This is a genomic window from Vreelandella aquamarina (genome assembly GCF_020075495.1).
In the GTDB taxonomy this organism is placed as follows: Bacteria; Pseudomonadota; Gammaproteobacteria; order Pseudomonadales; family Halomonadaceae; genus Vreelandella; species Vreelandella aquamarina_A.
Window position 1 is genome coordinate 296,296 of record NZ_JABYQT010000002.1, and the last position, 24,912, is coordinate 321,207.

Here is a 24,912-nt window from a genome sequence, read left to right on the forward strand (position 1 = left end):
ACCACTGCCCATGATCAGACAACGCACCCTACAAAATGTTATCCGCGCCACTGGAGTGGGTCTGCACTCCGGCAAGAAAGTCCATCTGGCTTTGCGCCCGGCGCCGGCAAACACCGGGATTGTGTTTGTAAGAACCGATCTGGAACCTGTGGTTCATGTACCCGCTCGCGCCGAGCTTGTCGAAGACACCAAGCTTTGCACGGCCCTTTCCTACGAAGGCGTCAAGGTCGCGACCGTCGAGCACTTGATGTCGGCTTTTGCAGGCCTTGGCATCGATAATGCCTACGTTGATCTGAGCGCGCCGGAAGTGCCCATCATGGATGGCAGCGCCAGCCCGTTCGTCTTTCTGATTCAGTCAGCGGGTATTCTCGAGCAGGAAGCGCCGAAGAAGTTCATCCGTATCAAGCGGCGCGTATCGGTCACCGACGGTGATAAAGAGGCCGTCTTTCTGCCCCACCAGGGCTTCAAGGTCTCGTTTGCGATCGACTTCGACCATCCTGTATTCGAACAGCAGAAGCAGACGGCACAGATCGACTTCTCGACTACCTCTTTCGTCAAGGAGGTTTCACGAGCCAGGACGTTCGGGTTCATGAAGGATCTGGAGTTCTTGCGCTCCAACAACCTGGCACTCGGCGGCAGTCTGGATAACGCGGTAGTGGTGGATGATTACCGGATCGTCAACGAGGGTGGCTTGCGCTACGAAGACGAATTCGTCAAGCACAAGGTGCTGGACGCGATCGGTGACCTATACCAGCTGGGACACAGCCTGATTGGCGAATTCCACGGCACCAAGTCAGGCCATGCGCTCAACAACCAGCTGTGCCGCGAGCTGATGGCTCAGCCAGATGCTTACGAAATCGTCACCTTCGAAGGTGAAAAGGCGGTGGCGCCGATCTCTTACGCCGCCTCTGCCATGGCCTGATGAGCGGGTAGCCTGCCTGACCTGAGTAAAAAGCACCGCCTGGCGGTGCTTTTTGCATTTTGACGCGCCGCTGTCCTACTGCCTGGGCGCATGCGATGCAAGCCGTTCGAGGGCCTTGCGCAGCGACGGGTCTTGGGTGTCGCTGGCACACTCGGCAAGTGTCTTGCCGGCATCGGCGGAAAGGCTTCGCGTATTGCGCGGCGGGGCTTGAACCGGACGAACAGGGCGCACCTTGAAGGTGAAGCCACTTACTGTCTCGAAGCCCGGCAGTTGATGAAGCAGCGCCAGGAGACGGCGCTGCTCGAAGCGCAGCCAGGTCAACCAGCTTGCCTGGCCGCTGATCAGCGTAAGCCGGCCTTCCTTGAAACCACCCACGAAGATATGACTGCGCATCTCTTCTGGCAAGTGGGCTCTTAGATGAGATTGGGCCTGATCGATCAAGCGAGATTGGCGCATAAGCTTGCCGATATCGCCCGACTTGCTGAGCAGTCGGGAGATGGGCTGTGCGTGAGAACGCTTAACCTTTATACTCATACGCTTGATTCCTGAGATAACCCTTTTAATTTTCTGAACCGTAACCATATAGATTGGATTGCGTTACTGGATGCAGAGCCTAACATGCCGAGGAGCCAACCCACAGTATGTCATCAACGCTTCATGACTTTTCAGCCATGCCGCGGCGTCAACGCCGACATGGTCTAGCGCGTTGGTGGCTGGCCGGGCTTCTGGTGAGCTGTCTGCTTCCCAGCAGTCTAGTTCCTTCCGATGCATTTCGCGCCGCCGAGCGCAGCATTCACGTCTGTTTTTGGGTGCCCGCCATCTTGCGAGCCCAGTCGCACTGGATCGCCAGGCGCAAGCGCGCGCTCAAGCGCTGGTCCCGGCGCATCAAACGTATTGCGACAGTACGCCTCGTTCTGCCTGAATACCGGGCTGATCATCGCCGTGTAGCCGCCTGGGATGTATTGACCCAGCGCGGCCCTCCAAGTGCGCACCTGGTTTTCTGACTTATCTTTTTTGCCTTTACAGAACAGGGCGAAACCCTTCGGGTCGCTCGTGATGATGTGGAAATTTCATGATTAATAATTTGTTACGCAAAGTAGTCGGCTCCAAGAACGACCGTGAAGTCAAACGCATGCAAAAGAGCGTGCAGAGTGTCAACGCGCTGGAAGCTGAATTTGAAAACCTCTCGGACGAGGCGCTGCAGGGCAAGACATTCGAGCTGCGTCAGCGTCTAAAGGATGGCGAGGCGCTGGACAACCTGTTACCCACTGCCTTCGCCATCGTGCGCGAGGCAAGCAAGCGTGTCATGGGCATGCGCCACTTCGATGTTCAGATGGTGGGCGGCATGACGCTGCACCGTGGCCGTATTGCCGAAATGAAGACCGGGGAGGGCAAGACCCTGGTGGCCACGCTTGCCGTCTACCTCAACGCGCTACCCGAAAAGGGCGTGCACGTGGTGACCGTGAACGACTACCTTGCTCGCCGTGATGCCGAATGGATGCGTCCGCTGTATGAATTCCTGGGTCTTTCCGTCGGCGTCATCTTTGCCGGGCAGACTGGCGAAGAGAAGCGGCATGCCTACAAGTGCGATATTACCTACGGTACCAACAACGAGTTCGGGTTTGATTACCTGCGCGATAACATGGCGTTCTCGCTGGAAGACAAGGTGCAGCGTGGACTGCATTACGCCATTGTCGATGAGGTGGACTCCATCCTGATCGATGAGGCTCGAACGCCGCTGATCATCTCCGGGGCGGTGGATGAAAACACCCAGCTCTATAACGTCGTCAACAAGTTGGCTCAGCAGCTCGAGAAAGGCGAGGTTTCTGAAGACGAAGACGTGCCCCCGACAGGTGACTTCCTGCTCGACGAGAAGCAAAAACAGGTCGAACTGACCGAGCAGGGCCATAACCGGGTCGAGGAGTTGATGCAGGCCGAAGGGCTGCTTAAAGAGGGTGATTCACTCTACGCGGCTCAGAACCTCAACCTGCTTCAGCATATGCACTCTGCACTGCGTGCCCGCCATCTCTATCAGATCGATGTCGATTACATCGTATCGGACGGCCAGGTGGTCATCGTCGATGAGCACACCGGGCGTACCATGCCGGGACGGCGCTGGTCGGAAGGTCTGCACCAGGCGGTCGAGGCCAAGGAGGGGGTTACCGTTCAGCGCGAAAGCCAGACCCTGGCCTCGACCACTTTCCAGAATTACTTCCGCTTGTATGAAAAGCTGGCTGGCATGACCGGCACAGCGGACACTGAAGCGTTCGAATTCCGTCAGATCTATGGTCTCGATGTCATCGTCATTCCGACCAACCGGGCGCTGGCGCGCAAGGACCTCAATGATCTGGTCTACTTGAGTGCGGAAGAGAAGTACGAGGCGATCATCAAGGACGTGCGTACCGAAACCGAAGCCGGGCGGCCCGTGCTGGTGGGTACGGCTTCCATCGAAACCTCTGAATACCTGGCACGCCTGATGCGCGATGCAGGTCTCAAGTTCAACGTCCTCAACGCCAAGCAGCACCAGAGCGAAGCGGAAATCATCGCTCAGGCCGGGCGCCCAGGGGCGATTACCATCGCGACCAACATGGCTGGCCGGGGTACCGATATCATGCTGGGCGGCAACTGGGAAGCCGAAGCTGCCAAGCTCACCAACCCTACTCAAGCGCAGATCGATGCCCTGAAAGCTGAATGGCAAAAGCGCCACGACGGTGTTCTGGAAGCGGGTGGTCTGCACGTGATCGGCTCGGAGCGTCACGAATCGCGGCGTATCGACAACCAGCTGCGCGGGCGCGCCGGTCGCCAGGGGGATCCAGGTTCCACTCGCTTCTTCCTGTCGCTGGAAGATAGCCTGATGCGTCTGTTCGGTTCGGATCGTGTCAAGCGCCTGATGCAGGCGCTGGGGCTCGAGCGTGGCGAAGCCATCGAGCACAAGATGGTCTCCAACGCCGTCGAGCGGGCCCAGAAGAAGGTCGAAGGGCGCAACTTCGATATCCGCAAGCAGCTGCTTGAGTATGACGATGTGGCCAATGACCAGCGCCGCGTGATCTATGAGCAGCGCAACGAGGTGCTTGCCTCTGACGATATCTCGGAAGCGATCGTCGGGATTCGTGAAGAGGTGATGGAAGACTCCATCAGCGACTACGTGCCGCCCCAGAGTCTGTCGGAGCAGTGGGATCTGCCCGGGCTTGAAGCGCATCTTAAAACCGAGTTCAACCTTGACGCGCCAGTGACCCAGTGGGCTGCAGAAGATGAGCGCTTCAGCGAAGAAAAATTGCGTGAACGCCTGCAGGCCATGCACAGTGAAGCCTATGCCGCCAAGGTCAATGTCGTCGGCGCGGCGCTGATTCGCCGCTTCGAAAAGCAGGTCATGCTGCAGGTACTGGACACCCGCTGGAAAGAGCACCTCCAGTCGATGGACCATCTGCGCCGGGGCATTCACCTGCGCGGTTACGCCCAGAAAAACCCCAAGCAGGAGTACAAGCGCGAATCCTTCGAGCTGTTCCAGCATCTGCTGACCAACATCAAGGCGGACGTGACGCGTATTCTCAGCCATGTTCAGGTGCGCCAGCCCGAAGAGGTCGATGCCCTGGAGCAGAAGCGCCGTGAAGATCTTGCTCGCGAGAAGCAGGCTGCCGCCAATCGCCATGATGAAGTGCCTGGGGAACCGATGGAAGGCGCGGGTGGCGAGGTTCAAGCCGAGCAGGACGTGCGCCCGGCACGCCGCGAAGGCCCCAAGGTGGGGCGTAACGATCCCTGTTCCTGTGGCTCCGGGAAGAAGTACAAGCAGTGCTGCGGTAAATTAAGCTAATCAGCCCTGCAACCTGCAGGTAAAGGAGACGATCATGGCGGTGGGAAACAGTCCTTTTCCAGTGATGCCCCCTCTCGCGGGGGTGCGCCTTGGAAGTGCAATGGCAGGTATCAAGAAGCCGGGTCGTCGTGACATGGTGGTGATCGAGCTGCCTGCCTCGGCCACGGTATCTGGCGTGTTTACACGCAATGCCTTTTGCGCGGCACCGGTGACCGTTGCCAAGGCGCATATCGAGCGCTGTCGAGAGGTGCGCTGCGCACCTCGCTACTGGCTGATCAATACCGGCAATGCCAATGCGGGCACCGGTAAGCGCGGTCTTGACGATGCCTACGCCAGCTGCAGGGCACTGGCTGAAGAAGCCGGTGTCGACGAGCATCAGGTGCTGCCTTTCTCGACCGGGGTGATCGGTGAGCCGTTACCCATGGAACGCCTGCTGGCAGGTGTTGCACCTGCCTGCGGCGCCCTGTCGGATGATGGCCAGGCCTGGCAGCATGCAGGTGAGGGCATTCTCACCACTGATACCCGTGCCAAGGGGGCCACGCTGAGCGTGGCGCTCAGCGGTGGCACCGTCACCATCAACGGTATTACCAAAGGCTCGGGCATGATCAAGCCGAACATGGCGACCATGCTGGCGTTCGTGGTGACCGATGCAACCATTGAACAGTCGCTTCTTGACCAGTTGCTGCGCGACACCGTGGATGCCTCGTTCAACTGCATTACCGTGGATAGCGATACTTCTACCAATGATGCCTGTATGCTCGCCGCAACGGGGTCCGGTGCTGTGGTGCAAAGCGAAGCCGACATCGCCCTGTTTCGTAACGCACTGCAGCAGGTCATGATGACGCTGGCCCAGGCGATCATTCGCGATGGCGAGGGTGCTACCAAGTTTGTCACGCTGCACGTGACCGGCGCCCAGAGCCGCCAGGAAGCGCTGGACGTTGCCTTTACCGTGGCGCATTCGCCGCTGGTTAAAACCGCGCTGTACGCCTCGGATGCGAACTGGGGACGTATCCTGGCCGCGGTCGGTCGGGCAGGTGTCGAAGACTTCGATGTCAGCCGGGTGGTGATTGATCTTGGCGATGTGCGGCTAGTAGAGCAGGGCGGGCGCGCCGACGGCTATACTGAGGCCAAGGGAAGCGCGGTCATGGCAGAGGCAGAGATCACCATCAGCATCGGCCTGGGGCGTGGAGAGCACGAGGCGACGGTCTGGACCTCCGACCTCTCTCATGAGTATGTGTCGATCAACGCGGACTATCGAAGCTAGTTGATAAACCCGCCGTTTATCAGCGGCCAGCAAACGAGCTCACGTAGCAAGTCAGCACCGGCGTCGAGCAGCCGGTGCGCACACAGTGGAAAAGACGTAATGAATGTAATGGTAAAACGACGGGTTCACGTGGCGGCAGCGGCCATGATCAGCGCCGACCAGAAAAAGGTGCTGATCGCACGGCGGCCCTCCAACGTGGACCAGGGTGGTCTCTGGGAATTCCCGGGTGGCAAGCTGGCGCCCTACGAAACTGGTCTTGAAGGGCTCAAGCGTGAGCTGCATGAGGAGTTGGGTGTCGAGATCGTGCGCGCCCAGCCCTTGATTCGCGTACATCACGAATATCCGGACAAGCATATCCTGCTGGACGTATGGCAAGTGCACGAGTTTGCCGGTGAGCCCTTTGGTCGCGAAGGGCAGGCGGTGCGTTGGGTACCGATGGAAGAGCTGGTCAATTACCCTTTCCCGGCGGCCAACCTGCCTATTCTGCGGGCCGTCATGCTGCCCACCGAATATCTGATTACCATGGAAGAGCCCAATGAAGCGCGCTTTGACGCATTTCTGGAGCGGGCGCTCAAGGAAGACAACATTCGGCTGGTTCAGCTGCGTGCCAAGGAGCTTGACGAGGAGAGCTACGTGGCACGCGCCGAGCGCGCCCTGGCGCTTTGCCGCCAGTACGATGCCAGCCTGCTGCTCAATGGGGAACCGTCGCTTCTGGAGCGCGTCGACGCTGACGGTATTCACCTGACCAGCGAGCGGCTAATGCAGCTTGAAAGGCGGCCGATCGCCGAGAACAAGTGGCTATCTGCTTCTACCCATGACCAGGCCCAGCTCTCTCAGGCTGCTGTTCTGGGCTGCGATTTCGTGACACTTTCGCCGCTGCGTACCACGCCTTCGCATCCGGAAGTCGCGCCCATGGGCTGGCACGATTTTCAGCAGCTGGTCGAGCGTGCTGGCATGCCGGTCTTCGCGCTCGGCGGCATGACGCGTTTTGATGCCAATCATGCTCGCGCCGTGGGGGCTCAGGGAATCGCCTCGATTCGCGATTTCTGGAAGTAAGCCCTAGCAACCAGAAAACGCCTGCCGGAACGCACGCTTGCGTGTGCCCGGCAGGCGTTTTTGTGTATTGCAGACGACTATCGAGAACGGCGTTTAATCGCGAAAGCGCCGTGTCAGATCGCCGTAGGCATCCACGCGGCGGTCACGCAGATACGGCCAGATACGGCGGGTATTCTCGCTGCGCGCCATGTCAATGGTCACCACCAGTTGTTCGGCCGTTTCACCGCCGTGGGCCAGTAACTCCCCCTGAGGGCCGCAGACAAAGCTTCCGCCCCAGAAATGAATGCCATCACCCACGCCGGAATGGTCGGCTTCGAAGCCTACCCGGTTGGCCACGATGACCGGCAGGCCGTTGGCCACGCCGTGGGCGCGCTGAATCAGTGTCCAGGCCTCTTTCTGGCGAGCTTTCTCGGCATCGTCGTCGTTCGGGTCCCAGCCAATGGCGGTGGGGTAGAGCAGCAGGTCGGCGCCCGCCAGCGCCATCAGGCGTGCGGCTTCGGGATACCACTGATCCCAGCAGACCAGCACACCCAGTCGCCCAAGCGACGTGTCGATCGGCGTGAAACCTTCGTTACGTGCCGCATCGTGATCGCCCGGGGTGAAGTAGAATTTCTCGTAGAATGCCGGGTCGTCCGGAATGTGCATCTTGCGATACTGGCCTACGCGCCCCTTGGTGCGGTCGTACACCACGGCGGTGTTGTGATAAAGCCCCGGCGCACGGCGTTCGAACAGCGATCCTACCAGCACGATATCCAGTTCGCGGGCCAGGGCTTCCAGGCGCTGGCCGGTCGGCCCGTCGAGTGGCTCGGCCAGGTCAAACAGCGCCGGGTCTTCAAACTGGCAGAAGTAGTGGGTGGCGTGCAGTTCCTGAAGCATGACCAACTGGGCGCCGCGGCTGACCGCCTCGCGAATCCCTGCTTCGCTGGCCGCCAGGCTTTGCGCCTTGTCAGGCCACGCGGGCTGCTGGACAACGCCAACCGTCAGGCCGGCTTTCAAGGACGTTGACATGGTGTCTCCTTAACGTTGGAAGGCCGCAAGCGTGCCGCGAGGCAGTTGCATGGTCAGGCAATGCAGGCTGCCGTGCTGGCGTATGACGCTTGAGCACTCAATGGGGATCAGCGCGTGGGCGGGAAAGGCATCGGCCAGCGCGTTGAGCGCGATAAGGTCTGCCGGGTCGCCATACGCAGGCACCAGTACTGCCTGGTTGATGATCAAGAAGTTGGCGTAAGTGGCTGGTAGTCGATGACCATCTTCGGGGTCATGGCTCGCCTTTGGCCAGGGCAGCGGTATCAGCCGGTAAGGCTTGCCATTGCGCTGGCGAAACGCCTGAAGCTCTTGCTCCATGGCAGCCAGTGCCGGGTAGTGCGAATCCGTCGGATCATCGCATCGAACATAGGCAATGGTTTCGGGATCGCAAAAGCGTGCCAGTGTATCGATATGGCTATCGGTATCGTCCCCTTCCAGATGTCCATTGGCCAGCCACAGTATACGGTCGACCCCAAGATCTTCCGCCAACTGCGCCTCGACGTCTGCGCGAGAAAGGTGCGGGTTGCGGTTGGGGTTGAGCAGGCAGGCTTCGGTGGTCAGCAGTGTGCCGTTGCCATCGGTTTCAATCGCACCGCCTTCCAGCACCATCTCCCGCGAGGCGATCGGACACGCCCAGATGCCTGCATCGGCCAGGGCCTGGGTCAGCTGGTTGTCGCGCTCGGCAGGAAACTTGCCTCCCCAGCCGGTAAAGGTGTAGTCCAGCAGCAACGGCTGGCCCTTCTCATCCAGCACCGTGATCGGGCCGTGGTCGCGTGCCCAGGTATCGTCGGTAGGAGCGACTACAAGGGTGAGTTTTTCGCTGGGTACGCCATAGGCGTCGAACGTTGCCTGCACGCGCGTGCGGGTAGCGTCATCCGATACGCCGATGACAACCCGCTGGTAGTCGACGGTAGCCAGCACGATACGCTCGAGAACGGCTTCGATACGCGCAAGCATCGCTTCCCAGTCGCCATCCGGGCGTGGCCAGGTAAGCTGCAGGCCGTCCTGGGGGTGCCACTCGGGTAGCAGGCGATAAGTCATGGTAGCCAACGTGGCAAAGTCTCCTGGCAGTGGAAAAGCGGGCATCTCAAGAAAAGAGCGTGCGCCGGGGGAAGTGGCATGAAGGGGCGCAATGTAGGGGGTTGCGAAGTAACTTGCAAGCCTTGCATGGTGTAACGCGACGGGCTGGCGAAGCATCGTGTTGGTAGCCGTTTTGCATGCAGTGTGCTGAAAAAAACCGTACCATGAGCCGCTTATTACTAAGGAATGACGCCATGCTTGATCGTTTGCCTTTTCTGGTGGGCCTGCGCTACGTGCGCGCCAAACGCCGCAACCACTTTATCTCCTTTATTTCGTTGACGTCCATGCTCGGGCTGATGCTCGGCGTCGCGGTCCTGATCCTCGTACTCTCCGTGATGAACGGTTTCGACCACGAGCTGCGCACGCGCATTCTGGGCATGGTGCCGCACACCAAGATCGAACTCTCCGAAGGGCTGGTTGAATGGGAAGCGCTGGCAGAGCGTCTGATCCAGCGCGAGCGCGTGATTGGCGCCGCTCCCTATGTCGAGCAGCAGGGCATGTTCTCGGCGGCCGGGCGTAATCAGGGCGCCATGGTCAACGGTATCAACCCGGACTGGGAAGACCAGGTGTCGATTATCGGCAAGCACATGCGCCAGGGAAGCCTTGATGACCTGGTGCCGGGCGAGTGGAACGTGGTGCTGGGCTCCATGCTCGCCCGGCAACTGGGCGTAGGCGTCGGCGACTACGTGACGCTGCTGGTGCCCGAGGCATCGATTACCCCGGCCGGCGTCTTTCCACGCCTGAAGCGTTTTACCGTCAGCGGCATCTTTAGTGTCGGTGCCGACCTGGATGCCAACCTGGCTTACGCCAATATCGAGGACATGCAGACCCTGGCGCGCCTGGGCAATGCGGTAGGTGGACTGCGGCTCGAGCTGGATGACCTGTTTATTGCGGGCAGCGAAACCCAGGATATCGTCAATGAACTTGGCCCCGGCTACCGGGGGACGGACTGGACAGCCTCCCACGGCAACCTGTTCCAGGCCATTCAGATGGAAAAGCGCATGATCGCGCTGCTGTTGACCGTGATCATCGCCGTGGCAGCGTTCAACATCGTCTCGACGCTGGTCATGGTGGTCACCGACAAGCGGGCGGATATCGCCATCTTGCGCACCATTGGTGCCACGCCACGCTCGATCATGGGAATCTTTATTGTCCAAGGGTTGGCGATTGGCCTGATCGGCATCGCCGTTGGGGTGGCCGTTGGCATTCTGCTGGCCTTGACCGTATCCGACCTGATCAGCTGGTTCGAAGCGACCTTTGGTATCCAGTTCCTGGATGCGGGTGTCTACTTCATCAGCGATCTGCCGTCTCAATTGCAGTGGGATGACGTGCGCGACATCGTCCTGGCGGCTTTCGGCCTGACGTTCTTGTCGACACTGTACCCGGCCTGGCGCGCCGCACGCGTTCAGCCAGCGGATGTCTTGCGCTATGAATAAGGATTCATCTATGTCTGTCAGTACGTCTTCAAGTACCTCTTCAACACTATCGTCACCGATGTCTCCACGCGTGTCGGAGCGCCCTGTCATGCTCGATTGCCAGGAGCTTACCCGGGTATACAGCGAAGGACCCCAGGACCTGACCGTACTCGACAGGCTCGAGTTGACCGTGCGTGCCGGAGAGCGCGTGGCCATCGTAGGCAGTTCCGGCTCGGGCAAGACCACGCTGCTTAACCTGTTAGGCGGGCTGGACCGGCCAAGCGAAGGGCGGGTAGTCATCGCCGGTGAGCCGCTCTCCTTGCTTGATGAGGCTGCGCTGGGCAAGTTTCGCAATCGCTATATCGGCTTTGTCTACCAGTTTCACCATCTGCTGGCGGAGTTTACCGCGGTCGAGAACGCCGCACTTCCGCTGATCATTCGCGGCCAGTCGAAAAAGGCGGCCGAAAAGCGGGCCATGCAGATTCTCGAGCGGGTGGGCATGAAGGCGCGTGCGGATCATAAGCCTGGCGAGCTTTCCGGCGGTGAGCGTCAACGGGTAGCGATTGCCCGGGCGCTGGTCACCGACCCTAGCCTGGTACTGATGGATGAGCCAACCGGCAATCTGGATCAGACCACGGCCGCCACCATTCTTGCGCTGATGGATGAGCTGGCCAAGGAGAGTGCCTGCGCCTTTGTGATCGTGACCCACGATGTAGGGCTGGCTGCGCATCAGGATCGCGTCTTGAGGCTGGAGGCGGGCAAGCTGGTGGAACAGCCCCCCGCTCCCTAGTCGTCGAACTCGGATTCGATGCGTGCCCGACGCCGTCGCCTGTTAAGGCGGCGGCGTTTCCAGTTATAGGAGACGTGCCAACGCCAGATCAGGCGAATGGCGATGTTGGCGACCAGCGCAAGTGCAATGGCGGTCACCAGCGACCCCACCAGCAGGGGGGGCAGCATGTCGTGCATCTGCTCGGCGATCCAGCGGGTCGAGATGCGCGAGGGCGCTTCACGCACCGGCGCGCCCAGCAGAAAGGTTCCCAGGCGGTAGTTGCCGTAGAAGATCAGCGGCATGGTCAGGGGGTTGGTGATCCAGACGAGGCTGACCGATAGCGCCAGATTGCATCTGCTCAGCCGTGCGCCTATCGCCGCGACCACCATCTGAAAGGGAATCGGCAGCATGGCGCAGAACAGCCCGACGCTAAACGCATTGGCAACGCTTCGGCGAGTTAAAAGCCACAGCCCGGGGTCGGCAATCAGTGGCGCCATGAAGCGCAATGACCGCTGTTGCCTCAACGTGTCGGGTCTAGGCATGTAGCGCTGCAGGAAACGGCGCGGCATGTCAGGTACTCTTGACCATAAGTGCCGCCTATTATCCATATAGCGCAGCGCTTCGGCTATGCCGAGCAGGTGAAGTTCTCATGCCAAGGAGAGTCGTATGCCGTTGGGCGTTGCGATACCGGCGGCGCTGGCAGCGCTGACTGGCGCGGTAGCAGCCGGTTGGGGCGGTAGTGTCGGTGCGTTGAATCCGCTTCTGGGGGCGGGTGTCATCGTTGCGCTATTGATCGTGGTTCGTCGCTTTACTGCCCTGTTCTGGGTGATCGTCGCCGGGTGGGTATTTATCTGCGTCCATGAGCAGTGGGCCAGCCAACTGCCGGATGGGCTCAGAGGTGAAGATGTCGTTGTCGAAGCGGTACTGCTTGGCGTGACGCCGCTGGGCGGGGCAGAACGCCTTGTTCTCGGCGTTGAGCACTGTCACGCCCCTGACCAGCGTCCGACGTGCCGATTGCTCCAAAAGGTGCGCGTTACCGCTTACGATGGCCATGACTATCATCCGGGCGAGCGGTGGCGCATGACCCTGCGGCTGCGGCCTCCGGGCGGCTTTGCCAATCCCGAAAGCTTCAACTTCGAGCAGTGGCTGTGGCGTGAAGGCATACACGCTACGGGGTACGTGCGTAGTGAGCCTGCGCCCGAGCGAATGGCGCCTGCCAGTTTCTCGTTGCGCCGGCATGCCCTCGCGATACTCGACGATGCGCCGCTTGAAGAGCGCACCCGGCGCTGGCTGGCGGCGCTAACCCTGGGCGAAGGCGACCGGTTGACCCAGGACGACTGGGTACTGCTCAATGCCACCGGCACTACCCACCTGGTCGTGATTTCCGGATTGCACGTTGGTTTGGTAGCCGGTTTTTCGCTGCTGCTTGCGCGCACCGCCGCACGATGGATGAGTCCCTTGAACTGGCGAATGAGAACATGGCCCTGGTGGACGGCAGCCGTGGTCGCCGTTGGCTACGCATGGCTTGCCGGCCTGGCGCCGCCGGCACTGCGCGCCATGGTCATGACGCTCGTTGGGCTCTGGGTGCTGAGTGGACGGCACGCGCCGAGCGCCTGGCAAGCCTGGTGGCTGGCGCTTGCGCTGGTGGTGCTGGTAGATCCGCTGTCGCTATGGCGTCCGGGGCTGTGGCTATCGTTTATCGCCGTTGCCTGGCTGATCATCATCTGGCAGGGGCGGGCACGTCCACAAGGTGTCAGGGGCTGGCTCTTTGCTCTTGTACGCTCGCAGCTGTTGTTATCGCCTTTGATGGCGGCCGCTGTGCTGGTCGCTTTCGGGCGGATGGCGCTGGCCGCACCCTTGATCAATCTGGTTGCGGTTCCCTGGGTCAGCTCGGTCATGGTGCCGCTGGCGCTGCTGGGGTGGTTGTTTGCGCCAGTGCCCTGGGTGGGGGTGGGCATATGGTGGCTGTTCGAGCAGGCGCTGACTATTTTCTACACCCTGCTGGCGCTTGCGGTCGATTTATGGCCACTCTGGGAGCCGGACCGCTCGCTGGTTTATCCATTAAGTGCGGCGCTGCTGCTTCTGGCGCTCAGTTGGGGGCTGCCGGGAATCTATCTCTGGATAAGAGCGGGCACTGCACTGCTTCTGGCATCGTTGCCCTGGTGGCTTTCTGCAAGCAATACCCCGGAAGGCGCGTTGCGCGTCACGGTGCATGATGTGGGGCAGGGCCAGCTCATTGAGCTGCGCAGTGCCAACTATCGTCTGTTGTATGATGCCGGCCCACGCTTTTCATCGGGTTTCATGCCGCTGCAAACGCTCTGGGCGTCTGATCAGCGGTTCGATGAGGTAATCGTCAGCCATGCAGACAGTGATCACGCCGGCGGCATTGGGGCACTTGTAGATGCGCATCATGTCACACGCTGGTATGCCCCGTTGGGGGAGGACCTGCCTGTGGCTGCCACTCCCTGCCAGCGTGGTCAGGCCTGGCAGCAAGATGGTGTCAGTTACCGCTTTCTGTGGCCGCCGGCTGGCCCGACGACCTATTCCGCCAATGACCGTTCCTGCGTGCTGGAAGTAAGCCAAGGCGAGCATCGCCTGCTGATTACCGGTGATGTGAGCCGGGATATCGAGCGCCGTTTTCTTCAGGATGTCGATTTGCCTGTAAGCGTACTGGTGGCTGGCCATCACGGCAGCCGCACCAGCTCCGGTGCCCAGTTCGTCCAACACGTCGCGCCGCGGCACGTGATATTCAGCGCCGGGCGTGACAACCCCTTTCGCCACCCGGTGGATAGCGTGGTGCGCCGCTTCGAGCGCGAGCATAGCTGCCTATGGAGTACCGGCCACGATGGTGCAGTGCGTTTCTGGTTTCAAAAAGACCAGCCGCTGCGCATCGAGACGACACGAAATCTGCCGGTAAGGGCTAAGCGGTGTTGAAGCGCCTCGCCTTCAGGTAGAATCCGCGCATTGCACACTATTGCCAGGAGCGCGTGTGACTGATTCAGGTTGGGTTCTTTATAGAAGATTGCTGGGCTATGTAAAACCGCACTGGCGGGCATTTGCCTTGGCAGTCGCCGGGTTTGTGATTTACGCCGCTTCGAGTACGGCGCTTGCGGAGATGATGAAACGGTTGATCGACGGTATCCAGAACCCGGACGCCTCGTTTCGACTGTTTCTGCCGCTGTTCGTTGTACTGATGTTCGCCGCGCGCGGGGTGGGGACCTTCTTGAGCACCTACTTCATGGCGTATGTAGGCCGCTACGTGGTGCATACCCTGCGCTGCGATGTGTTCGCTCACCTGCTCCATCTGCCGGGGCGTTTTTTCGATCATCACTCAAGCGGGCACCTCGTTTCGCGCGTTACCTACCATGTGGAACAGGTCGCCGGGGCATCGACCAATGCTATAACGATCATCCTGCGTGAAGGGCTGTTCGTGGTCGGGCTGATCGGCTATCTGTTCTGGACCAACTGGATGCTGACGCTGCTGTTCATGGGCGTGACGCCAGTGATTGCCGTCGTGGTGAGCTACGTCAGCAAGCGTTTTCGGCGCATTTCCAAGCGTATCCAGAGCTCCATGGGCGATGTGACCCATGTGGCTTCCGAGGCGCTGTCGGGCTACCGAGTGGTGCGTACCCATGGCGCAGAAGCATATGAATCAAGGCGTTTTGAACGCGTCAGCGAAGAGAATCGCAAGCAGAGCATGAAAGAGGCCATGACGCGAGCCATCAGTTCGCCGGTGATCCTCATGCTGGTGGCCATCTCCATGGCGCTGCTGGTGTGGCTGGCGATGGCCCCCTCGCTGATGGCCGACATGACGCCGGGCGAGTTCGTGGCGTTCATTACTGCCGCGGCCTTGATGATCAAGCCGGTGCGCCAGCTCACCGAAATCAACAGCGATATTCAAAAAGGTATCGCCGCCGCGTCTGAACTGTTCGGGTTGATGGATACGGCACCCGAGCAGGATACCGGCACGCATGCCCCTGAACGCCTGAATGGCGAGCTGGTCATCGACAACGTCAGCTTCCGCTACGCCGACGACCAGCCTGACGTGCTGCATGACATCGACCTCAAGATCGCCCCGGGCGAACTGATTGCCATCGTGGGGCGCTCGGGAAGCGGCAAGTCTACCCTGGCAAGCTTGCTGCCGCGTTTCTATCGGCCAAGCAGGGGGCGCATTCTGATCGATGGCGTGAACATCGACGAGTATGCGCTAGGGCCGCTGCGCCAGCAGATTGGCCTGGTTTCACAGCAGGTGACGCTCTTCAATGCCAGTATTGCCGACAACATCGCCTATGGCGCTGCCAGCCCGGACCGTGAGGCCGTCGTGGCCGCAGCAAGGGCGGCCTATGCCAGCGAGTTCATCGAAAAACTCCCGCTGGGTTATGACACCGTGGTGGGTGAAAACGGTGTCATGCTCTCCGGCGGCCAGCGCCAGCGTCTGGCCATCGCTCGGGCGATCTTCAAGGACAGCCCGGTACTGATTCTGGATGAGGCCACCTCGGCGCTGGACACCGAGTCCGAGCGCTATATCCAGAAAGCGCTCGAGCAGGTTTGCAAAGGACGTACTACCCTGGTCATCGCCCACCGGCTATCGACCATCGAGCGTGCCGACCGGATTCTGGTGATGGATCAAGGGCGAATCGTCGAGCAGGGCACTCATCAGGCGCTTCTAGCCTCCAAGGGTGCCTATGCGGCGCTGCACCAGCTGCAGTTTCAGGAAACACCATGACGCTAGCCGAGCGCTGGCTGAAAGGGGCCTACCACGATAGCCGCTGGCTGTGGCCGCTGCGCCCGCTGGGGGCGCTTTACCAGCGCATCATGGCAAACCGCGAAGCGACTTACCGGTGTGACCCGACTGCGGCATGGCGGGCGCCTGTACCGGTCATCGTGGTGGGTAACATTACCCTTGGCGGTACGGGTAAATCGCCACTGGTGGCCTGGCTGGGGCGGTGGCTGGTCGACAAGGGCTGGTCGCCGGGTATCGTGACCCGCGGCTATGGTGGCAAGGCCGAGCATTACCCGCTGCACGTGACGGCACGAACCGACCCTGCACAAGGGGGCGATGAACCCGTGATGCTGGCCCAGCAGACCGGGCTGCCCGTCGTAGCCGACCCCAACCGGGCCCGTGGCGCCAGGGCGCTGGTCGATGCGGGCTGCGACATCATCGTAAGCGATGATGGCTTGCAGCATCTGGCGCTGGGGCGCGATATCGAGCTGGTGGTGATTGACGGCCAGCGTGGGCTCGGTAATCGGCGCTGCCTGCCGGCCGGGCCGCTGCGTGAGTCGCCCGAGCGGCTTTTGCGCGTTGACGCCGTGATTGCCAACGGCGCGCTGGCCCATGCTCTACCGGTCGGTACTACGCCGATGCGGCTGCAGCCCACTTGCTGGCGCCGGTTGAGCGATGCCGAGCGTGCTCCCCTGGCACCACTGCCGTTTGACCTGCCGGTGTTTGGCGTGGCAGGCATCGGCAACCCCGAGCGCTTTTTCGCCACGTTGAGCGACCTGGGGGTAGCGGGTGACATGCGGCCCCTGGCCGACCATCAATCTTTTAGTACCGACACCTTTACCGCCGCCTGCGGGCGGCCTGTGGTAATGACGGCCAAGGATGCTGTCAAATGCCGCAACATCGCGCCGCCCAATAGCTGGGTATTGGAAGTGGAAGCAGTACTTCCGCTAGACTTCGAACACTGGCTGACAGCCAAGCTGTCGGCTTTATCCTGAAGGGGATCTACGCATGGACAAGGAATTGCTGGCAATGCTGGTCTGCCCGTTGTGCAACGGCAAGCTCAAGTACGACCGCGAGGCGCAGGAACTGCGCTGTCATTATGATGGGCTGGCCTACCCGGTGCAGGAGGGGATTCCCGTCATGCTACCAGAACAGGCGCGGGTAATGGACGCTGATGAAAAGCTGCCGTCGTCGCCAGGGCGTACGGGGGAAGCATAATGGCATTTCCTGGCTTCATTGCGATCGTGCCGGCCCGGTTTGGCTCTTCGCGGCTCCCTGGCAAGCCGCTTCTGGATATTGCCGGCGAGCCCATGGTGGTGCATGTATGGCGCCGAGCGTGCCAGAGTCAGGCAGCCCGCGTGGTGGTGGCGACCGATGATGCACGAATTCGCGACGCGCTGCTGCCTTATGGAGCGGAAGTCGTCATGACCCGCGCCGAGCATCCCTCCGGCACCGACAGGCTCGCGGAAGTTGCCCAACTGCTGGAGCTGCCTGACGATGAGCTAATCGTCAACGTGCAGGGCGATGAACCCTTGATTCCTCCCGCCTTGATCGATCAGGTAGCGCTGCGCCTTGCCGAGGATGAGGGCGCATCGATCGCCACCCTCGCTGAGCCAATCAGCGATGTAGAAACGCTGTTCAACCCCAATGTGGTCAAGGTGGTGCGCTCTTTTCAGGGCCGGGCGCTCTATTTTTCCCGTGCTCCCATTCCCTGGGATCGTGAACAGTTCGCGCAGACGCCTGCACTGCTTGAAACCGATGCCTGGCTGCGTCACATCGGCATCTATGCGTATCGGGCGAGCTTTCTGAGCGCGTACCGGGACTGGTCGGCCTCGACCCTCGAGCAGCTGGAACAGCTCGAACAGCTGCGCGCCCTGCAGCATGGCCATCAGATCCAGGTGGCACTGGCCTGCGAGGTCAATCCGGCAGGGGTCGATACCCAGCAAGACCTTGATCGGGTGCGCGCCTTGTTGGCAACGGCCAGCTAGGGCTATGTTTCATGTTCACTTTTCATGAGCAAGGAAGTCTCCTTTGACGCGGGTACCTTTCGTCCGTTTGAGTAATAGTGGCCGCTCGCTCGCGGCCCCGTCAGTATGCCATCGCGCTCTCGAAAAGCCCGTCATGCATGACCGGGTCGTGCTCGGCAAGCGCGAGCTGGCTTCGCCTGGGTTGCCTTCAACGCTGCAGGGCGGTCGTACGTGAGCATTTCCAAATGGCCGGCTGCTCCGTTGATCAAGCGCCACGTAGATCTGTCCACTGCCAACACGCTGCGCCTGCCATGCATCGCCGAGCGTTTTGCCGAACCCGCCACGCTTGGTGCCTTGCGCCAGACGCTTGCGGAAGCAAGCCGCCAGCAGTGGCCGGTCACGCTGCTTGGTGGCGGGAGTAACGTGCTGCTGCCGCCTGCACTCGACGGGCTTGCACTGCGCCCCAGGCTTCGCCAGTCATGGTTGATGCGTGAAGGCGATGAGGTGCTGGCCCATGTAGGGGCCGGGATCAACTGGCATGCGCTGGTATTGGATATCGCGGCGCGTGGTCTATGGGGGATCGAGAACCTGGCTCTCATCCCCGGTGATTGCGGTGCAGCCCCGGTGCAGAATATCGGCGCCTATGGCGTCGAACTCTCCGATAGCCTGCACGCTGTGCAGGTCATGGAGCTTGCGACCGGAAAGATACGCTGGCTGAGCAAGGCCGACTGTGCGTTTGGCTATCGGGATAGCGTTTTCAAGCACGAGCTGAACGAGCGTGCAGTCATCACTCGCCTGGTGTTGCGTCTTTCAAGGCAGCCAGCGCCCAAGCTGCACTACGGTGATCTTGCCGCGCGATTGAGCAAGACACCCACCGCCATGGACGTGGTCCGCGCCGTCTCGGCAATTCGTCAGGAGAAGCTGCCGGACCCTGCTCGTTTAGCCAATGCAGGCAGCTTTTTCAAGAATCCTCTGGTTGATGATCAACAGGCCAAGGCACTTTCATCGCGCTATCCCGGCATGCCGAGTTTTCCTCAACACAATGGGCAGACCAAGCTGGCGGCGGGTTGGCTGATTGATCAGTGCGGCCTCAAGGGCGTGCGCGAGGGGGCCTTTGGCGTACACGACCGTCAGGCGCTGGTGCTGGTGCATCAGGGCGGCGGCGACCGTGAAGGGCTTCTGGGCTTTGCCGGGCGCATCGTAGAGCGGGTCAAAGAGCGCTTTGGCGTCGCGCTCGAACCTGAGCCGCGGATCATTCAGCCCTAGCGAGTCCTGATGGAAGCCAAGAAAAAACCCCGCCGAGGCGGGGTTTTGCGTACCGGGCAATCAGTTACTCCTTGCCGGATTCCTGCTGCTTGCGCAGCTCGTGCAGTGCGCGCATTTCGCGCGGGTCGTTATGTGCCCGGCGGCGACGGCGACGAGGCGTCGGCGTGTCTTGCGTGGCAGGCTCTGCCTTTGCCTGAGACTCCTCCGGCGCTTCTTTGTCGCGAGGTGCTTCGTCAGGCAGCGGCTCGTCAGCCGTTTCGAAAGCAGGTGCTTTTGCTACCGGTTCACTGGCTTTGGGCGTTTCAATGGCCTCATCAGCAGCCGTCTCTGCGCTTGTCTCGTCGGTTGCAGTGGTGCTTTCTGCAAGCTCGGTAGGCGAGGGGGCAAGCGCTTTATCGGCGTTGCTGTCGGCTTCCGTGATCTCTTGAGGCATGATGTCGGCATCGCCCGTGGCCGGAATGGCCTCAGCCTGAGACTTTTCACCCGGCTGCTCGGTGGCTTCGGTTGGCGCCGTTTCTTTCACGCTTTCGGGCGTCTCTACCGGGGCAGAACGGGGCGGTAGCTCCTCCTGATGCGTCTCGGTCGTCGTATCCTGCTCCGGTGCCGGGGCGGCTTCTTCTGGCGCTTCGGCTGCATCCACGGCCGGCTTTTTAGCCGCCGCGAGGTCGTCGGTAGCCGTTGCATCGGACTCGGGCATGGCGTGCGGGATAGCGTCCTGCTCGGCACGGCTGACGTCGGCGCGCGGTGAGGCATCAGGCGCATCGGGCCGCTCATCAAGCGTTTCGCTGGCCTGAGGATCTGCAGCCTGGCTATCATCGTGCGCCTTGGACGCTACCGCCTCGGCCTGGGCAGTCGGCAGCTCGTCTTTGGACGGCTGATTCACTGGCTGCGCCTTTTCGGCTTCGACCTGTGTCGGCGCTTCGCTTTGAACGGCCTGCGGTGTCTCTGGCGCTTCAGAGGGCTGTGGCGTGTCGACGCCCTGTGTCTCGGCAGGCGCTTCGGCCTGAAGCTTCAACTGCTCGGCTTCTGCCTTGGGGTTGACTGCCTGCTTGCGCGAGCGATTGCGCGGATTGTTGCGCGTACGTTTGGGCTTGCCGTCATCCTTGGCCGTGGACGGCTCGGCTTCGTTGCGCGCCGCTTCCTTGGGCTGCCTGGGTTCGGCCGATTTTTCCTGACTGCGCTGCGCATCCCGGTTGGCCTCGCGGCGAGACTCTTTCTGGCCAGTCTTCGCCGGGGCGTCGCGGTTCTCTTCCTTGGCGACCGGAGCCTCTTTCTGACGGCTCTGCTTGGCCGTGCTATCCGGCGTTTTTGCATCCTCCTGCTGCGGATGACGACGACGATTGCGTGTCCGGGTCGGGCCGCTACGCTTGTCGCTGGCGTCATCGCCTGCAGCGCTGTTGGCCGTACTGCGCGGCTGGCTTGCGCGCGGCTCGTTTTTGGGAGCGTCACTCTTCGTGGAGTCACTGCGCTCGCTGCGCGCGGAGCGCTGTCGGTCGCCATTTGGCTGGGTGACGCGCTGACCATTGCGCTCGGACGGCTTGCGCGAGGCGGCGGGCTTGGGTTCGCTGGGTTGGGGGGGCGTATCTTGTTCATCGCCGCCCAGCAGCTTGGCAAATCCGCGGATGAACCGACCGATCACGCTTGGCTGCTCGGCGGCAGGCGCCGGGGCAGCGGCGGCAGCGTTGGATGAAGACTCTTCCGTCTGCAGTGAAGCCGGCGCCGGGGCGTTGTGGGCCACGCTCTTGACCGCAGCTTCAGCGCGCTGGGCAGGTGGTGCAAAGCTCGGGTCGGGCTCTTTGCCCACGTCGGTATCGGTAGACAGCTCGAAGCTCGAGAGAGCGTGGCTATCATCCTCGTCGAGGTGGTCATCGCGCAGGCGTTGAACATCGTAGTGCGGCGTGTCCATGTCCGGATTGGGCAGCAGCACCACGCGCACGCCCTGGCGCGACTCGATATCCGCCAGCACGCTGCGCTTTTCGTTGAGCAGGTAGGTGGCAACGGATACCGGGAGAATGGCGCGGATCTGGGCGCTGCGCTCCTTCATTGCCTCTTCTTCGATAAGACGCATGATGGAGAGTGACAGCGAGCGTACGTCGCGGATCGTGCCCTGACCATTACAGCGCGGACAGACCACACCGCTGGTTTCACCAAGCGATGGGCGCAGTCGCTGACGAGACATTTCCATCAGGCCAAAACGTGAAATACGGCCGATCTGTACCCGGGCGCGATCGAGCTTGAGTGCATCGCGCATGCGGTTTTCCACTTCGCGCTGATTGCGCGCTGGATTCATGTCGATAAAGTCGATCACCACCAGGCCGCCGATATCGCGCAGACGCAGCTGGCGGGCAATTTCGTCCGCCGCCTCGGAGTTGGTCTGCAGAGCGGTTTCCTCGATATCGCTGCCGCGAGTGGCACGGGCGGAGTTGATGTCGATGGAAACCAGCGCTTCGGTGTGGTCGATGACGATCGACCCGCCGGAGGGAAGCTTTACTTCGCGCTGATAGGCAGTCTCGATCTGGGATTCGATCTGAAAGCGCGAGAACAGCGGCACTTCATCGGTATAAAGCTTGATCTTCTGCTGGTAGGAGGGCATCACCTGGCGGATGAAGCCCAGCGCCTCGGCATGAATGTCGGGGCTGTCGATCAGTACCTCGCCGATATCCTGGCGCAGGTAGTCGCGCATGGCGCGGATGATGACGTTGGATTCGCGGTAGATCAAAAACGGTGCCGGGCGATTGGCTGCTTCGGCCGTGATCGATTCCCATACCTGAACCAGGTAGTCGAGGTCCCACTGAAGTTCTTCGGGATTACGGCCAATGCCCGCGGTGCGTACGATCAGGCCCATCTTGTCGGGTACGGTCAGCTGGCCCATGGCGTCTTTGAGCTGGGTGCGCTCTTCGCCTTCGATGCGTCGTGAAATACCGCCGGCGCGGGGGTTGTTGGGCATCAGGACCAGAAAGCGGCCTGCCAGGCTGATAAAGGTGGTAAGCGCGGCACCCTTGTTGCCACGCTCTTCTTTATCTACCTGGACGATGACTTCCTGACCTTCCTTGAGCACCTCCTTGATATTCGGGCGGCCGGAAACGTCCTTGACGAAGTATTCCCGGGCGATTTCCTTGAGCGGCAGGAAACCGTGGCGCTCGGCGCCAAAGTCGACAAAAGCAGCTTCCAGAGAGGGTTCCACGCGGGTGATCTTGCCGCGGTAGATATTGGCTTTCTTCTGTTCGCGGGCCCCGGACTCGATATCCAGGTCGTAAAGGCGTTGTCCATCCACCAGCGCGACCCGAAGCTCTTCGGGTTGGGTCGCATTGATAAGCATCCGTTTCATGTTGTCTCGCATGGCGTTGCGTACCGGCAAACCGTCTAGGGGTGAACGTAGACGAATCGCGGGTGCTGCGTGCTTGTGCTCGGCGCATGATTATGCTGACACGGCAAGCCGGGAGGGCGTAGCCGCCCACCCGGCTGACAGGTTGAGTACGTGGCGGAGGCAGGACGTGTTTCGGTGGCTGTCACGTCCATCCGGCCCTGCTGACACCGCCTACACCTAGCATTCTTCGATTCGCCCACGCTGGCCGCCGGCACAGCGTTGAACTTGGTCGCCCAGCGCAAGCCGGTATCCTGTGACGACAGGAGGAGGCTGCCCTGGACGTAGCGTTTTTTTAAGCATTTGCCCGCCGATGACGGCGAGGCATTCGCAAATCTGTCGGCGTCATGCCGCGACAGAGTGACTGCATTTTAATACGTTCGGAGACGGCCAATGCGTACACTGGCACCGTCTCTCGTGCTCAGGCCTGCGTGTTGGTCGGGCAGGCGCTTTGGCTAGACGCGGTATTGACGCTTGTGAAAACAGTAGTACGTAACAAGCTGCCGCGTCTTGCAAATGAACGCTCTGGAATATAACAGTAAAGACAACCACCAGCAATTGACGCAATGCCCTTTGGTCTACGCTAGAATGCGCTTTTTGGCGTAATGGCAGGAGTGCGCGGTAATGGCCGAAGGGCGTGAAGTACAGTGGGTGGAGATCGCCCCGGAGCAGGCGGGTCAGAGAATCGACAATTTTCTGATGACGCGCCTGAAAGGTGCTCCCCGAGCACTGATATACCGCATCGTGCGTAAAGGCGAAGTCCGGGTCAACAAAAAGCGCGTCAAGGTCGACTACCGCTTGCAGGCGGGTGATCTGGTGCGCGTGCCGCCGCTACGCCTGGCGCCTCGCGAGGCAGTGAAGGAAGTCAGTGATAACCTGCGCGATGTGCTGGTGGGCAGCGTGATCATGGAAGGCCCTGACTGGATGGTGCTCAACAAGCCCTCGGGGCTTGCAGTGCACGGCGGCAGCGGCGTCAAGATCGGCCTGATCGAGGCCCTGCGCCAGGTGCGCGATGACTTGAGCTTTCTCGAGCTTGTTCACCGTCTTGATCGTGATACGTCGGGATGTCTGTTGCTGGCCAAGTCGCGCGAAACACTGGTGACGCTCAATGAGTCACTCAAGAAGCATGGTATGGACAAGCGCTATCTGGCGCTGGTCAGCGGCCGCTGGCCCGCGCGCAAGACCTATGAAAGCGCGCGGTTGGACCGGTTCGACGCAGGTAACGGCGAGCGGCGTGTGCGTGTCGACCCCAATGGCAAGGTATCGCGTACCCACTTTGCGGTCGTGGAGACCTTTGAGAAGGCCACTCTGGTGGAGGCCGAGCCCGTGACCGGGCGCACGCACCAGATTCGGGTTCATGCAGCGCATGCCGGGCATGCGCTGCTGGGGGATGACAAGTATTCCACCCGCGAGAGCGCCAAGCTGACGCAGCAGCTGGGCGTCAGCCGTCTGTTTCTGCATGCGCGTTCACTGACGTTTCCTGAGCCCACCAATGGTCGTCCGGTAACCGTCAAGGCGCCGCTGCCGGAAGTATTGGAAGACATACTCACGCGAGCGCGGGGCTGACGCAAACGGGCAGACGAGGAGGCGACCATGCGCTACGAGCTGATCATTTTTGACTGGGACGGCACCCTGATGGATTCGGTGCCTAAAATTGTTGCCTGCATGCAGGCGGCTGCCCTTGAGGCTGAGTGGGGCGAGCTTGAGGCCGCGGCGGTTGAAGATATCATCGGCCTGGGTTTGCCCGAGGCGATTGCCAAACTGTGCCCCGGCATTGGTCCGGCGCAGGCCGAGCGGCTGCGCGAGCGCTACTCGCACCACTTTGTTTACGGCAACACGACCCCCATGCCGTTTTTTGCCGGCGTCGAGGCACAGGTGGCACGTCTTCGTGAGCGCCCGCAGCAGCGTCTGGCGGTCGCGACAGGCAAGAGCCGCCGGGGGCTTGACCGCGTGTTTGCCGAAACTGGCAGCGGTGCCTGGTTTCATGCCAGTCGCACTGCTGACGAGACGCGCTCCAAGCCTCACCCGCAGATGCTCGAGGAGATTCTTCAAGAGCTTGATGTGCCGGTCGAACGTGCCGTCATGGTGGGTGATACGGAGTACGATCTGGAAATGGCACGGGCTATTGGTATGGACCGTGTTGCGGTTACCTACGGCGTGCATGCTCCCGATAGGCTGGCTGCCAGTCAGCCCAGGTGGGTGGCACACGATGTAGCGAGCCTGTTTGACTGGCTCTATGGCTAAGCGAC

At 61.1% G+C, this 24,912-nt stretch carries 20 protein-coding genes; 15 read left to right on the forward strand and 5 right to left on the reverse strand.

Translation table 11 applies throughout. From position 1 onward, the window contains the following. Window positions 1-10: 10 nt before the first annotated feature. Window positions 11-922, forward strand: coding sequence for a UDP-3-O-acyl-N-acetylglucosamine deacetylase (gene lpxC / locus HW452_RS04045; protein WP_224104817.1), 912 nt, complete (start codon window positions 11-13; stop codon window positions 920-922). Between the two features lie 75 nt (window positions 923-997). On the opposite strand, the gene HW452_RS04050 is transcribed toward lpxC, so the two are convergent. Continuing rightward, on the reverse strand, window positions 998-1,456 hold the full coding sequence (locus HW452_RS04050) for a DUF721 domain-containing protein (RefSeq protein WP_224104818.1): 459 nt from the start codon (window positions 1,454-1,456) through the stop codon (window positions 998-1,000). A 107-nt stretch (window positions 1,457-1,563) separates the two neighbouring features. Here HW452_RS04050 and HW452_RS04055 point away from each other — a divergent pair, with 107 nt between their 5' ends. The 4 genes from HW452_RS04055 (at window position 1,564) to HW452_RS04070 (ending at window position 7,053) form a co-directional block, all read left to right on the forward strand. Then, window positions 1,564-1,926, forward strand: coding sequence for a hypothetical protein (locus HW452_RS04055; RefSeq protein WP_224104819.1), 363 nt, complete (start codon window positions 1,564-1,566; stop codon window positions 1,924-1,926). Window positions 1,927-1,994: 68 nt separating this feature from the next. Further along, window positions 1,995-4,733 carry a preprotein translocase subunit SecA gene (gene secA / locus HW452_RS04060; protein WP_224104820.1) on the forward strand — a complete coding sequence of 913 codons (2,739 nt, stop codon included), beginning with the start codon at window positions 1,995-1,997 and terminating at the stop codon, window positions 4,731-4,733. Between the two features lie 34 nt (window positions 4,734-4,767). Then, a complete protein-coding gene (gene argJ / locus HW452_RS04065) occupies window positions 4,768-5,997 on the forward strand; it encodes a bifunctional glutamate N-acetyltransferase/amino-acid acetyltransferase ArgJ (RefSeq protein ID WP_224104821.1) in 1,230 nt (409 codons plus the stop codon). A gap of 99 nt (window positions 5,998-6,096) precedes the next feature. Next, on the forward strand, window positions 6,097-7,053 hold the full coding sequence (locus HW452_RS04070) for a Nudix family hydrolase (protein WP_224104822.1): 957 nt from the start codon (window positions 6,097-6,099) through the stop codon (window positions 7,051-7,053). A 93-nt stretch (window positions 7,054-7,146) separates the two neighbouring features. On the opposite strand, the gene HW452_RS04075 is transcribed toward HW452_RS04070, so the two are convergent. Beyond that, window positions 7,147-8,061, reverse strand: a complete 915-nt coding sequence (locus HW452_RS04075) for a carbon-nitrogen hydrolase (protein WP_317986314.1) — start codon at window positions 8,059-8,061, stop codon at window positions 7,147-7,149. A gap of 9 nt (window positions 8,062-8,070) precedes the next feature. Beyond that, window positions 8,071-9,120 carry an agmatine deiminase family protein gene (locus HW452_RS04080; RefSeq protein ID WP_224105083.1) on the reverse strand — a complete coding sequence of 350 codons (1,050 nt, stop codon included), beginning with the start codon at window positions 9,118-9,120 and terminating at the stop codon, window positions 8,071-8,073. 233 nt (window positions 9,121-9,353) lie between these two features. On the opposite strand from HW452_RS04080, the gene HW452_RS04085 reads away from it, so the two are divergent. Together HW452_RS04085 and HW452_RS04090 are read left to right on the forward strand one after the other, a co-directional pair. Continuing rightward, complete coding sequence (locus HW452_RS04085; protein ID WP_224104823.1) at window positions 9,354-10,595, forward strand: lipoprotein-releasing ABC transporter permease subunit; 1,242 nt, start codon at window positions 9,354-9,356, stop codon at window positions 10,593-10,595. 58 nt (window positions 10,596-10,653) lie between these two features. After that, window positions 10,654-11,364, forward strand: a complete 711-nt coding sequence (locus tag HW452_RS04090; protein WP_224105084.1) for an ABC transporter ATP-binding protein — start codon at window positions 10,654-10,656, stop codon at window positions 11,362-11,364. Here HW452_RS04090 and HW452_RS04095 read toward each other — a convergent pair. After that, window positions 11,361-11,912 (reverse strand): DUF2062 domain-containing protein, encoded by a 552-nt coding sequence (locus HW452_RS04095; RefSeq protein ID WP_224104824.1) that lies wholly within the window; start codon window positions 11,910-11,912, stop codon window positions 11,361-11,363. The two genes, HW452_RS04090 and HW452_RS04095, sit on opposite strands and share 4 nt — an antisense overlap. A gap of 97 nt (window positions 11,913-12,009) precedes the next feature. Between HW452_RS04095 and HW452_RS04100 the strand changes: the two genes are divergently transcribed. The 6 genes from HW452_RS04100 (at window position 12,010) to murB (ending at window position 19,299) form a co-directional block, all read left to right on the forward strand. Continuing rightward, complete coding sequence (locus tag HW452_RS04100) at window positions 12,010-14,277, forward strand: DNA internalization-related competence protein ComEC/Rec2 (protein ID WP_224104825.1); 2,268 nt, start codon at window positions 12,010-12,012, stop codon at window positions 14,275-14,277. A gap of 55 nt (window positions 14,278-14,332) precedes the next feature. Further along, window positions 14,333-16,069, forward strand: coding sequence for a lipid A export permease/ATP-binding protein MsbA (gene msbA, locus HW452_RS04105; protein WP_224104826.1), 1,737 nt, complete (start codon window positions 14,333-14,335; stop codon window positions 16,067-16,069). Further along, window positions 16,066-17,061, forward strand: coding sequence for a tetraacyldisaccharide 4'-kinase (gene lpxK / locus HW452_RS04110; protein WP_224104827.1), 996 nt, complete (start codon window positions 16,066-16,068; stop codon window positions 17,059-17,061). The genes msbA and lpxK overlap by 4 nt, the downstream gene beginning before the upstream one ends. A 13-nt stretch (window positions 17,062-17,074) precedes the next feature. Next, window positions 17,075-17,284, forward strand: coding sequence for a Trm112 family protein (locus tag HW452_RS04115; protein WP_224104828.1), 210 nt, complete (start codon window positions 17,075-17,077; stop codon window positions 17,282-17,284). Further along, window positions 17,284-18,054 carry a 3-deoxy-manno-octulosonate cytidylyltransferase gene (gene kdsB / locus HW452_RS04120; protein ID WP_224104829.1) on the forward strand — a complete coding sequence of 257 codons (771 nt, stop codon included), beginning with the start codon at window positions 17,284-17,286 and terminating at the stop codon, window positions 18,052-18,054. Before HW452_RS04115 ends, kdsB begins: the two co-directional genes overlap by 1 nt. 216 nt (window positions 18,055-18,270) lie before the next feature. Beyond that, on the forward strand, window positions 18,271-19,299 hold the full coding sequence (murB, locus tag HW452_RS04125) for a UDP-N-acetylmuramate dehydrogenase (RefSeq protein WP_425348085.1): 1,029 nt from the start codon (window positions 18,271-18,273) through the stop codon (window positions 19,297-19,299). Window positions 19,300-19,363: 64 nt separating this feature from the next. Here the strand turns inward: murB and rne are convergent, their stop codons facing one another. Then, window positions 19,364-22,627, reverse strand: a complete 3,264-nt coding sequence (gene rne, locus HW452_RS04130) for a ribonuclease E (protein WP_224104831.1) — start codon at window positions 22,625-22,627, stop codon at window positions 19,364-19,366. Window positions 22,628-23,287: 660 nt separating this feature from the next. Between rne and HW452_RS04135 the strand changes: the two genes are divergently transcribed. Beyond that, window positions 23,288-24,229: an RluA family pseudouridine synthase gene (locus HW452_RS04135; RefSeq protein WP_224104832.1), complete on the forward strand. Its 942-nt coding sequence runs from the start codon at window positions 23,288-23,290 to the stop codon at window positions 24,227-24,229. A gap of 27 nt (window positions 24,230-24,256) precedes the next feature. Further along, complete coding sequence (locus HW452_RS04140) at window positions 24,257-24,907, forward strand: HAD family hydrolase (protein ID WP_224104833.1); 651 nt, start codon at window positions 24,257-24,259, stop codon at window positions 24,905-24,907. Window positions 24,908-24,912: the final 5 nt, after the last annotated feature.